Annotated in this window: 10 protein-coding genes; 3 read left to right on the forward strand and 7 right to left on the reverse strand. The window is 66.0% G+C overall.

Features of this window, described 5'->3' with window-relative positions; genetic code table 11:
* Nucleotides 1-14: 14 nt before the first annotated feature.
* The 5 genes from speB to EJ903_RS16590 form a co-directional block, all read right to left on the reverse strand.
* Nucleotides 15-1,070: an agmatinase gene (speB, locus tag EJ903_RS16570; protein WP_126617433.1), complete on the reverse strand. Its 1,056-nt coding sequence runs from the start codon at nt 1,068-1,070 to the stop codon at nt 15-17.
* 52 nt (nt 1,071-1,122) lie between these two features.
* Entirely contained in the window at nt 1,123-1,923 is an 801-nt protein-coding gene (locus EJ903_RS16575) for an ABC transporter permease (protein ID WP_126617435.1), read from the reverse strand.
* Nucleotides 1,920-2,774 (reverse strand): ABC transporter permease, encoded by an 855-nt coding sequence (locus EJ903_RS16580; RefSeq protein WP_126617437.1) that lies wholly within the window; start codon nt 2,772-2,774, stop codon nt 1,920-1,922. Before EJ903_RS16580 ends, EJ903_RS16575 begins: the two co-directional genes overlap by 4 nt.
* Complete coding sequence (locus tag EJ903_RS16585) at nt 2,771-3,808, reverse strand: ABC transporter ATP-binding protein (RefSeq protein ID WP_126617439.1); 1,038 nt, start codon at nt 3,806-3,808, stop codon at nt 2,771-2,773. The genes EJ903_RS16580 and EJ903_RS16585 overlap by 4 nt, the downstream gene beginning before the upstream one ends.
* A 79-nt stretch (nt 3,809-3,887) precedes the next feature.
* Complete coding sequence (locus tag EJ903_RS16590; RefSeq protein ID WP_246015668.1) at nt 3,888-4,982, reverse strand: ABC transporter substrate-binding protein; 1,095 nt, start codon at nt 4,980-4,982, stop codon at nt 3,888-3,890.
* Between the two features lie 272 nt (nt 4,983-5,254).
* Between EJ903_RS16590 and EJ903_RS16595 the strand changes: the two genes are divergently transcribed.
* A complete protein-coding gene (locus tag EJ903_RS16595; protein WP_126617441.1) occupies nt 5,255-6,082 on the forward strand; it encodes a substrate-binding periplasmic protein in 828 nt (275 codons plus the stop codon).
* Nucleotides 6,083-6,145: 63 nt separating this feature from the next.
* Here the strand turns inward: EJ903_RS16595 and EJ903_RS16600 are convergent, their stop codons facing one another.
* Complete coding sequence (locus tag EJ903_RS16600) at nt 6,146-7,192, reverse strand: GMP reductase (RefSeq protein ID WP_126617443.1); 1,047 nt, start codon at nt 7,190-7,192, stop codon at nt 6,146-6,148.
* A 149-nt stretch (nt 7,193-7,341) separates the two neighbouring features.
* Between EJ903_RS16600 and EJ903_RS16605 the strand changes: the two genes are divergently transcribed.
* A complete protein-coding gene (locus tag EJ903_RS16605) occupies nt 7,342-8,010 on the forward strand; it encodes a dienelactone hydrolase family protein (RefSeq protein ID WP_126617445.1) in 669 nt (222 codons plus the stop codon).
* Between the two features lie 6 nt (nt 8,011-8,016).
* On the opposite strand, the gene EJ903_RS16610 is transcribed toward EJ903_RS16605, so the two are convergent.
* Nucleotides 8,017-8,835, reverse strand: a complete 819-nt coding sequence (locus EJ903_RS16610) for a DeoR family transcriptional regulator (protein ID WP_126617447.1) — start codon at nt 8,833-8,835, stop codon at nt 8,017-8,019.
* 475 nt (nt 8,836-9,310) lie between these two features.
* Between EJ903_RS16610 and EJ903_RS16615 the strand changes: the two genes are divergently transcribed.
* Nucleotides 9,311-11,437 carry a methyl-accepting chemotaxis protein gene (locus tag EJ903_RS16615; protein ID WP_246015669.1) on the forward strand — a complete coding sequence of 709 codons (2,127 nt, stop codon included), beginning with the start codon at nt 9,311-9,313 and terminating at the stop codon, nt 11,435-11,437.
* Nucleotides 11,438-11,757: the final 320 nt, after the last annotated feature.

Genomic DNA, 11,757 nt, shown 5'->3' on the forward strand with positions numbered 1-11,757 from the left:
GCGCGGCGCTGCCGTTATGCGGCGCGGCGCGCTTTCAGGGCGTCCACCGCCAGACACAGGATTTCAAACAGCATCTGCGCGCCCGCCTGGGCGGTGTTGGTGGTCGAATCATATTGCGGGGCGACCTCCATCACGTCGCCGCCGATCACGTCCAGACCGATCAGGCCGCGCAGCAGCTCCAGCGCCTCGCGCGTGGTCAGGCCGCCGATCTCCGGTGTGCCGGTTCCCGGTGCAAAGGCCGGGTCCAGCCCGTCCACGTCGAAGCTGACATAGACCGGGCCGCCGCCCACCACCCGGCGCGCCGTTTCAATCGCCGCCGCGATGCCGTGCTTTTCCACATCCTCGGCGTGGATCACGGTCATGCCGCTGTCGTAGGAGAACTCCCACAGATATTCGGCGTTGCCGCGAATGCCGATCTGCACCGTGCGTTCGGGGTCCAGCACCCCGTCCAGGACGGCTTGGCGGAAGGGGCCGCCATGATGGAACTTTGCCCCTTCGTAGTCCCCGGCGGTGTCGCAATGGGCGTCGATGTGGACCATGCCGACCGGGCCGTCGCGCCCCAACGCCCGCAGGATCGACGCGGTGATCGAATGGTCGCCGCCCACCGTCAGCGGGATGACGCCCGCGTCCTTGATCCGGTTGTAAAAGGAAAACAGGTCGGCGTGGCACTGGTCCAGGCTGTAGCGGCTGGTGAAGGGCACGTCGCCGATGTCGGCCAGTTTGCATTCGGCGGACGGAACCATGCGCAGGGCGTGTTCGTAGGGGCCGATCCGTTCCACCGCGCGGACGGCGCGCGGGCCAAGCCGCGCGCCCGCCCGGTTGGTCACGCCCAAATCCATCGGCGCGCCGATCAGGGCGATGTCGAGGCCGCCGAAATCGACGAAATCCGCCGCGTCGGGTCGATAGGGGGCATCCAGCAGGGTTGCGGCCCCGGCGTAGGGCAGGGCGCGCTTGTCGCCATCGGTGAATTGCAGCGCGGCGACGCGGGCGAAGGCGGGATCGTGGATGTCCCCGCCCGACGCGTTGGCGTAGCGGTCGCGCAGGCGTTGCAGCTTGGTGGCGTCGAACATGGCAGCAACCTTTCGGGTTGTCATCGTGGTGGGCGGGCGGGGGATCGCCGCGTCAGCGATCCTCGGCGGACCACGCGCCCAGCAGTTTGGGGAGATCGCCAAAACGGGCGATCAGGCCGAACACCAGCGCGGCGACGGCGACGAACAGCACGGCGATGGCCGCCATCGTCGGGGTGTAGCCGTAACGCAGCGCGTTGAAGATCTTGACCGGCAGCGTTTCCATCGTGAAGCCGACGGTCATGTAGGAGATGATGTATTCGTTGAGTGACAGCACGAAGGCAAAGGCGAAGCCCGACACCACATAGGGCCGGATCAGCGGGACCACCACGGTGCGCAGCACGGTGCGGTCGTCCGCCCCCATCGTCGCCGCCGCTTCCACCAGCGTCGGTTCGATGGCGGAAAAACCCAGCGTCACCGTCACCAGCGGCAGAGTCACGAAAAAGATGCCGTGGCTGACCACCACGGTCCACGCCTCGCCAAAGAAACCGGCGGTGGTCCAGAAGCCAAGGAGTCCCAGCGCGGTGATGACCGGCGGCAGGACAAAGGGCATCAGCCCCAGCGCGTGCACCAGCTTGGCCCACGGCGCGTGGTAGCGCCACAGGAACCAGGCGAGCGGAAAGGCGACCAGCACCGCCAGCGCCGCCGACAGGGTCGCCACCAGCAGGCTCGCGGTCAGGGCATCACGCCAGCCGTGATCGGTGACGATCTCCGCGTACCAGCCCAGCGAAAAGCCCTGCGGCGGGAAGGTCAGCGCCTTTTTGGCGTTGATCGACACCCCGGCGACGACGATCAGCGGCAGCGCCAGGAACAGGGCGACCGCCGACAGGAACAGGCGGTTGAGATAGGCGCTCATGCCGCGTTCTCCTTCTTGCCGACCAGAAGCGACAGCCCGACCAGCCCCAGGCTGACCAGAACCAGAAACACCGCCATCGCGGCGGCAAACGGCATGTTGGCCTGGAACAGCGCCTGATCGGTGATGAGCACCGACAGCGTCCAGTGCTGGGGCCGTCCCAGCAACTGCGGCAGCAGATAGCAGCCCAGCGCGAAGACGAAGACCATGATGAGGGTGGCGACGATGCTGTTGCGCAGCGCCGGAACCACCACGGTGAAAAAGCCTTTGAGCGGGGACGACCCCAGGGTCCGCGCCGCCTCCATCAGGGTGGGATCGAGCCGTGACAGCGCCGGGTAGAGCACCAGCACCGTGTAGGGGAAGGCCTGATAGACGATCCCGACCAGCACCGCCCCCAACCCCGGCGACAGCGAGGTCGGCGCGTCCATCAGCCCCAGCATCACCAGCAGGTTGGTCAACCCGGCGTTGGCCGACAGCAGCGTGGCCCAGGCAAAGCCGATGATGACCTCCGACAGCGACAGCACCGACAGCAGGAAGACCAGCCACAGCACCTGCGTCCGCCGCCGCAACCGGGTCAGCAGATAGGTGAAGGGAAAGGCCAGCGCCACCGACAGCACGGCCACCCCGGCGGCCAGCAGCATGGAAAAGCTCAGCACCCGCCCGAAAAACACCGAGAGGAAACGGGCGTAGTTCGACCAGACAAAGGCCGGTTCGTAAAACCCTCCTTCCACCCGCTGGAAGAAGGAGACGGCGATCATCAGGCCAAAGGGAACGGCGAAGAACAGCAACAGCATCGCGGCGGGAAAGGCGATGGGGCCGTAATCGGCGGCCCGCCGGGGCGCTTGCCGCATCATGACGGCAACACCACGCAGGAGGTCGGCGGCAACTCCACCCCCACCCGTTGGCCCGGCTCCACCATCGGGCGGTCCTGCGGGGTGGCGACGGCGATCATCTCGCGCCCGGCCACGTCGATGCGCATCTCCACATGCGATCCCAGATCGCGGATGAAGGACACGGTGCCGGGCAGACGGTTTGGTCCGGCACCCTCCCGGTGCACCCGCAGCTCCTCGGGCCGGACGGAAATCGTGGCGGGGCCGGAGGCGGGCAGGCCGGGAACCGCCAGCGCCCCGCCCTCCACCGCCAGGGACCCGGCCGAGACATGGCCGTTCAGCAGGTTGGTCATGCCGATGAAATCGGCGACGAAGCTGTCGGCCGGGCGGCGGTAGACGTCGATGGGGGAGGCCGCCTGACGGACCCGTCCCTGCGACATCACCACGACCAGATCGGCCATGGTCATCGCCTCGCGCTGGTCGTGGGTGACGACGATGGTGGTGATGCCCAACCGCTCCTGCAACAGCTTCAATTCGATCTGCATCGCTTCGCGCAGCTTGGCGTCGAGCGCGGACAGCGGTTCGTCGAGCAGGAACAGCTTGGGCGACAGGGCGAGCGCGCGGGCGATGGCGATGCGCTGGCGCTGGCCGCCCGACAGTTGCGACACCGCACGGTCGGCCACGCCGGGCAACCGCACCAGCCCGAGCAACCGGTCCACCTCACGCCCCTGGTCGGCCTTCGGCACGCCCCGGATGCGCAGGGGATAGGCGATGTTTTCCCCCACCGTCAGATGCGGGAACAGCGCCAGCGATTGAAACACCATGCCGAAATTGCGTTGGTGCGCTGGTTTGTGGGTGATGTCGGTGCCGTCCAGCAGGATGCGGCCCTCTGTTGGGCTGTCCAATCCGGCGACCATGCGCAGCAGCGTGGTCTTGCCGCAGCCCGACGGCCCCAGCAAACAGACGAACTGACCGTGCGGGATGGTCAGATGGGTGGGTTGCAACGCGGTGAAGGAGCCATAGCGTTTGGTGAGACCGTCAAGGGCAAGACCGGACATGGAGACTTCCCGAAGTGGCGTGATGGCATCAGGTCAGGCCCCTTCCCCGCGCGGCGGGAAAGGGGCGACGGCAATTCCCTTACCCGACGATCATCTCCGTCCATTTCTGGTTCAGCCAGTCGGCCTTGCTGAGATACAGGTCATAGCGCGGGATGATCGGCGCGATGTCGCTCGACACCCCGGCGAACTCGGCGTCGGTCAGGTCGGTCTTCTTGCGGTCGATGGTGGGGGCGGTGCCAACCTTGCGCGACAGCAGCGCCTGAATGGACGGCTGGCACATGTAATTGATGAAGATGTGGGCCTGCTCGGCCTTCTTCGACGCCCGGCTGACCGCCCAACTGCCGGAATCGGTGATCCCGCCCTCCTTCGGGAAGGTGGAGCGCACCGGATGGCCATCGGCCACCGCCAACCCGGTGACGTCGTGGTAATATTGGCCCATCGGCACCTCGCCCGCCTTCAGGGCGGCTTCGAACTGGGCCTCGTCGCGGTACCACAGCTTCACGTTCTTGCGCAGCTCGCTCAATTTCTTGAAGCAATCGAGCTGCCCGGCTTCGGTGTCCAGATGCTTGGTGCCACCGAAGAAGGTCGCCGCCGTCACCTCCAGCAGGAAGGAGTTGGAGACCAGGGCCATCAGGCCCAACTGGTCCTTGCGCTTGGCATCCCACAACGCCGCCCAGGAGGACGGGGTTTCCGGGATCGCCTTGGTGTTCGACACCAGGGTGATGTACCACGACACGGCACCGATGCCGGCCACCCGGCCATCGGGGTATTTGTTGACCAGATGGGGCAGCACCGCCGCCGCGTTTGGCAGCTTCGCCAGATCCAGGGCCGTCCACAGCTTGGCGTTGATGCCCTTCAGCATGCCGACCTGCGCGATCATCGACACGTCGGCGGGGGCTTGGTTGGCGCGGGCGGCCTGTTCCAACTGGACCAGCCACGCGTCGCCGGTCGGTTCGGCCACCGACTCCACGGCGATTCCGGTTGCCTTGGTGAATTCAGGGAAGATGTGCTTGTCAAAGCTGTCTTTGAAGTAACCGCCGTAAACGCCGACCTTCAGCGTCTCCGCCGCGCGCAGAATCGACGGGGCGGCCATCAACCCGACCGCCGCCGCGCCACCGGCCAGAATGGCGCGACGCCCCACCAGCAGACCGCCCGCCATGTTGTTCGTTTTCATCGTGAAACTCCGCGTGAATGCTTCCCGTTGCGCTCATCCGGCGGCCATTTTGTTTGTTTCTTGCGCGTGGGCGCGTGGCTTGGGATGGCGTTGAGTCTTCACTAACCGCCGGACCGGGTGGGAAGAATAGGGATTTGCGGAAATTCGCTTTGATGATTGTCAAACTAAGTGGGCAAAGCATGGTCGGGTTGGTGGCAGGGAAACGTCACGGGACGGTCACGATGCGCGTGTTACCGTTCGGGACACCCCGCCGCATCGCTTGAGGTTGCTCTATGCAAAGCTCATTTCCCACACGCCCTGAACCTTTCCGCCGCTCGCCCAACCGCTCGTCCCGTCGTGGTGTGCTGCGCCTGACCGCCGTTGCGTTGGCTGTTTTGGCCTTGGCGTTCCCCGTCCTGTCCACGCCCGCCGTTGCGCAGGACAAGACCATCCGCCTGACCTCGCTGGATTGGCCACCCTTCAGCGGCGACACGCTGAAGGACAAGGGGGCCGCCGTGGCCGTGGTGCGCGCCGCCTTCGCCGCCGTCGGTTATTCGGTCGATGTGGCCTTCTATCCCTGGAACCGCGCGGTGGCCCAAGTGAAGGACGGCGGGGAGTTCCAGGGCTATTTCCCGGAATACGCCGGGGCGGAGGTGGAGCGCGATTTCACCCTGTCGGTGCCGCTGGGAAGCAGCCCGTTGGGGTTTGCCGAACGGACGGCGGCCCCGGTTTCATGGACCAACCTGTCGGATCTGAAGGGCAAGAAGATTGGCGTTGTCGATGGCTATGTGAACACCGAGGATCTCGATGGCCGCATCGCCAAGGGCGCGTTGCACGCCGACAAGGCCAACAGCGACCTGACCAATCTGAAAAAGCTTCTGGCCGAGCGCATTGATTTGGCGGTGGTTGATCGGGCGGTGATGAAGGACCTGATCCGCAGCACGCCGCAATTGGCTGAATCCGCCGACAAGTTGCGCTTCAACCCGACGATCCTGGAAGACAAGACCCTGCACATCGCCTTTCGCAAGGACGCCAACGGCCAAGCCTTGGCCAAGCTTTTCGCCGAGGGCATGGCGAAGATCGACGCCAAGGCGATTCTCGCCCGCGCGCTGGGCGAATGACGGTTCCGTGCGTTCCGGGGTGGTGCCCGCCACCCCGGAACGCCATCGGTTTGGCGTGTGGGATCAACCGCCGCCGAACACGGTGTTGAGTTGCGCGCCGACGCGGACGAAGGTGGTGCGTTTGGGCACCTCCTTCAGCTTGGTGGCCCCGATGTAGGTCATCATGCTGCGCACGCCGCCCATGATCTCCTGCACGGTTCCATCGACCGGGCCGCGATAGGGAACCTCCACCGTCTTGCCTTCCGACGCGCGGTAGGACGCCACGCCGCCCGCGTATTTGTGCATCGCCGTGTCGGACGACATGCCGTAGAAGGTCATGGCGACCGGGATCCGTTGGCCATCGCGCTCCTCATGGCGCAGGTCGCCTTCGCATTCGTCGTGCCCGGCCAGCATGCCGCCCAGCATGACGAAATCGGCCCCCGCGCCATAGGCCTTGGACAGATCGCCCGGCACGGTGCAGCCGCCATCGCCGCAGACCTGCCCCTTCAGCCCATGGGCGGCGTCGGCGCATTCGATGATCGCCGACAATTGCGGGTAGCCGACACCGGTCATCTTGCGGGTGGTGCAGACAGACCCCGGCCCGATGCCGACCTTGACGATGTCGGCCCCGGCCAGCAGCAGGGCTTCGGTCATGTCGCCGGTCACGACGTTGCCCGCCATGATGACGATGTCGGGGTTTTCCTCGCGCATGCGGGCGACGGTCTCGACAAAGCGTTCCGTGTAACCGTTGGCGACGTCGATGCACAGCTTGTCCACCGGGGCCTTGGCCTTGACCGCCCTGAACTTGTCGGCGTCAGCCTCGGTGATGCCCAGGGAATAGAAGACGTTGCCGGAGTCATCGCTCTGGAAGAAGGCGATCAGATCGTCCGCCGGGTAATGCTTGTGCAGCGCGGTCATCGCGCCATAGCGCGACAGCGCGCGCGCCATGCCCATCGTGCCGACCACATCCATGTTGGCGGCGATCAGGGGGAAGCCGGTCCAATCCCGCTGGTTGTGCAGAAAGGTGAAGGTCCGGTTGATGTTGACGTCGTTGCGGCTTTGCAGGGTGCTGCGCTTTGGCCGGATCAGCACATCCTTGAAATCGAGCTTCAGGTCGCTTTCGATGATCACCGCTCACCTGTCCTTGCCCGCGTGACCGGGCTGTCGGTTGAAAGACGCGCTCTATCTTGTACAGAGTGGGCGGGGGAAACGGCTTCGGCAAGCCCGATGTGCGTCCCGCCCATGGAACAGCGGGCAACGGACAGAGCAGGATGAACGGCATGAACGAACAAACCAGCGGTTGGATCCGTCTGCGCGCGGCGGACGGGCACGGCTTTCGCGCCTACCACGCCCCGGCGCGGGGGGAGGAGATCGGCCGCATCCTGCTGGCCCCGGAGATTTTCGGCATCAACCGCCACATCCGCGCGGTGTGCGACGGCTTTGCGGCGGACGGTTATCGGGTGGTCGCCCCGGACCTGTTCGAACGGGCCGAACCGGCGGTCGAACTCGCCTATGACGAGGCCGGGGTTGCGCGCGGGCGGGCGCTGAAAGGCCGGGTGTCCACCGACGACGCGCTGCTCGACCTCACCGCCGCGCTGGACGCGCTGGGCGGGGCGGCGGCGATGGTCGGCTATTGTTGGGGCGGCAGCCTGACGTGGATGGCGGCGGCCCGCCTGCCGCTGCGCGCGGCCATCGGCTATTACGGCGGCGACATCGGCAAGAACCTGGACGCTTCCCCGCGCGCGCCGACCCTGCTGCATTTCGGCGAACAGGACCACGCCATCCCCCTGTCGGTGGCCGAGGCGGTGCGCGCCCGTCACCCGACGGTCGCTGTCCACCTCTACCCCGCCGGTCACGGTTTCAACTGCGACGAACGCGGCAGCCACCACCCCGCCAGCGCCGCCCTGGCCCGCACCCGCACGCTGGGCCTGCTGCGCGCGGTGTTTTGAGGGGGGTTACTCCTCCTCCCCGGCTTCCTCCGCGCCGCCGTTGCTGTCCGATCCGTCGGCGACGTGAACCTGGCAGTCGGCGGTGGACAGGACCTCCATCAGGTCGGGTGGGGGCAGGCGGTCGGTGAAGAGGTCGTCGAGGACGCGGACGTCGGCCATGCGGATCATGGCGTTGCGGCCGAATTTGGTGTGGTCCGTCACCAGGAAGACGCGGCGGGAGCTTTCGATGATGGCGCGGGCGACGCGGACCTCCTGTTCGTCGTAATCCAGCAGGTCGCCTTCGCTGTCGATGCCGCTGATGCCGATGATGCCGATGTCGACCTTGTAGCGGCGGATGAACTCCACCGTCGCCTCGCCGATGATGCCGCCGTCGCGTTCGCGCACCTGGCCGCCCGCGATGGACAGGGCGAAGTTGGTGTTCTTGTGCAGGATGGTGGCGACGTTCAGGTTGTTGGTCAGCACGCGCAGCCGCTTGTGGCCCAACAGCGCCTGGGCCACCGCCTCCGTCGTCGTGCCGATGTTGAGGAAGAGGGACGCGTCTTCCGGCACATGGCGGGCGACCAGTTCCGCGATCTTGCGCTTTTCGTCGGCCATCAAGGTCTGGCGCGTGGTGTAGGCGATGTTCTCCACGCTTGACGGCACGGTGACGCCGCCCCGGAAGCGGCGCACCGCCGCCTGCCCGGCCAGATGTTCGATGTCACGGCGGATGGTTTGCGGCGTGACGTCGAAATGCTCGGCCAGCCATTGGATTTGCACCATCCCCTTGGCGTGGACCAGGGCAACGATCTCCTGCTGGCGGTGTTCGGCGTCAAGGCGTGCGTCCATCCAACCACTCTCCCAAAGGCGAAAACGGGCAACGGCATCAAACAGGACCGATCCGCAGGAACGGACAGGCGCGAAAGCCGTCAAAACGAAAAGCGAAACCCTCACCGCGCGTTGTTTCGCGTCCCCCGATGATCGCGGATCAGGGCATGCGCGAACCGTATCCGCAAAGTTGTTCGCAACACAAGCATGTTGCTTTACGAAAGCAAACGCGCGTGATATGACGAAAACGAAACACGGAACCCGCGCGATTCGGCCCTTGCCACCCCGTCCGCCACCACAGGCGGGAGGTGAGCGAGGGCTGTTGTGCGATCCATGCGGGTTTTCCCCGGCTTCTGTGAGCCGCCAACGCTGTTGCACGTTTGAAACCAACCACGGGCCGGAACGCGCAGCCACAAGCGCGACGCCTGACGTAAGGGAGAGAAGCATGACCGCTGCGCCAGTTGCATCGCCCCCCACGGCCCCAAGCGGGGCAAGCATGGGCATACAAGGCCGTCTGTTCCTGGCCTTTGGCGGTGTCGCGGCGCTGGCGGCCTTTGCCAGCGCCATGGCGTGGTGGTCGTTCGGTGTGTTGGGTGACTCGATGACCCAAATTGGCCGCCATGGTGTGCCCTCCATTGTGCAATCGTTGTCGCTGGCCAAGGAAAGCACCGCCATCGCGGCGAACGCCCCGTCGGTTGCCAACGCCGCCACGCCGGAGGAGTTGGCCGAACGTCTGGGCGCGCTGACGCAACGCCTGTCCGGCCTGAAGGAGCGAATCGCGGCCTTGCGCGACGCCGCCGGGCCGGGGGCCTCGGCGGATTTGACCGCCGTGGCCGGGCTGGAACAGCGGATGACCGCCAACATCGAAAAGCTGGGCAAGCTGACCGGCGACCGGCTGGCCATCGAGAAGAAGTTGAGCGATCTGGTGGCCGACGCGGTGCTGTCGCACGAGGATTTCACCGACCTGATCGCGCCGCTGCTGGAGGTCTCCACCCTGTCGGTCAAAAACGTCGTCACCGATCTGGCCAGCGCCCAGGGCGGGGACACCGCCGCCACGCTGGCCAAGCGGCTGGCGGGAGAGGAACTGCCGATCATCACCGCGATGATGAGCGTGCAGGCCAACGGCAACCTTGCCTATGGCATGATCGCCGCCGCATCAAGCGTGCCCAGCGGCCCGTCGCTCAACAGCATCCGCTCCAAATATGATTGGGCGCTGCTGCGGGTGAACAACGCCATCGACAGCGTGCCGAAGGACAATCAGGACCGTCCGGCCCTGGTCAAGGCGCGCGATGGGCTGGCGGTGTTCGGCAGCGGGGCGACCAGCGTGTTCCGCATCCGCAACGATCAGGCCAGCGTCATGACGGAGATTGACAGCGCGCTGACCGAAACGCTCAACAGCGCCACCGAATTGAGCCAGACCATTGACCGCGTCGTCGCCAACCAGCAGGGCCGGGTGGACGAGGATGTGGCGGCGTCGGAGGACAGCGTCAGCCACGCCGTGGCGGTGCAGAGCGCGACCACCGCGCTGGTGTTGCTGTCCTCGGCGCTCATTGCCTGGTTTTATGTGCGCAACCGGCTGACCCAACGCCTGCTGCGGGTGATCGCGGCGATGCGCGCGGTGGCGGCGGGCGACCTCAGCGTCGATGCCACGGTCGGTGGGCGGGACGAGATCGCCGACATGGCCCACACCGTCGGTGTGTTCCGCGCCAAGAGCCTGGAAATTCAGGATTTGCACGCGCGCCAGGAGATCATCCAGAGGCAGGCGGAGGAGGAGCGGGCGCGCACCGTCACCGCCATCACCTCCAGCATTGAGGCGAGCGTGAAGGGGGCGACGGCGACCATTGCCACCACCTCCGCCGACATGCGCAGCGCGTCGGAAAGCATGACCGCCACCGCCGAACGCACCAGCGAGCAGATGGCGGCGGTGCGGCAGGCCGTGGCCGAAACCGCGATGAACGTGCAGACGGTGGCCTCGACCGCGACCGAACTGTCGGCCTCCATCGCCGAAATCACCCGGCAGGTCAGCGACAGCAGCCAGATCGCCCGCAACGCGGTCGATGAGGCCCGCCACACCAGCGAGTTGATGAGCGCGCTGGCCACGGCGGCGCAAAAGATCGGCGACGTGGTGGGCATGATCAACGCGATCGCCGGGCAAACCAACCTTCTGGCGCTCAACGCCACCATCGAGGCGGCCCGCGCCGGGGAGGCTGGTCGTGGTTTCGCCGTGGTTGCCGAAGAGGTGCGCAATCTGGCCAGCCAGACCGCCAAGGCGACGGAGGACATCGCCCAACAGGTGGCGTCGGTCCGCACCACCACGCAGGGCGCGGTGTCGGCCATCGACGTCATTGGCCGCACCATCGGCAAAATCGACGAGATCACCGCCATCGTCGCCAGCGCGGTGGAGGAGCAGGTGGCGGCCACCAACGAAATCGCGCGCAGCATCAACCACGCGTCGGGCGCGGTGCAGAGCATTTCCGAAACCGTGGCGGTGGTGGGCGAGGCGGTGAATCAGACCGGAAACGCCGCCAACAAGGTTCTGAACGCAACACGCGCGCTTTCGAAACAATCCAGCGATCTGTCGGATGACGTCGATCAACTGCTGAGCCGCATCCGCGCCGCCTGAGCGCGACGGAATGGCCGTGTTCGCAAAACGCCCCGTTCTCGCCCGCCGAGGACGGGGCGTTTTTGTGACGGATTCATTGCACACCAACGATCTATGCCGATTGGACAGGCGGTTTCCCGGCGCGGATGCGGGACCGGATTGGAAAAGGTGGGAGGCGTTGGCGCGTTCGTTGTTTTCGATAGGCAAACGGATCAAAGGGGCGTAGCGTCGAAATATGGTCCGTTCAACCAACATTTTCCTTTTCACGCGCTAACGAACATTGTATGTTCCAAAACGAAAGCAGCCGACCCCCGGACGGGGCGGCGCGACACGGAGAGGAA

It is taken from the genome of Azospirillum griseum (assembly GCF_003966125.1).
Lineage (GTDB): Bacteria > Pseudomonadota > Alphaproteobacteria > Azospirillales > Azospirillaceae > Azospirillum > Azospirillum griseum.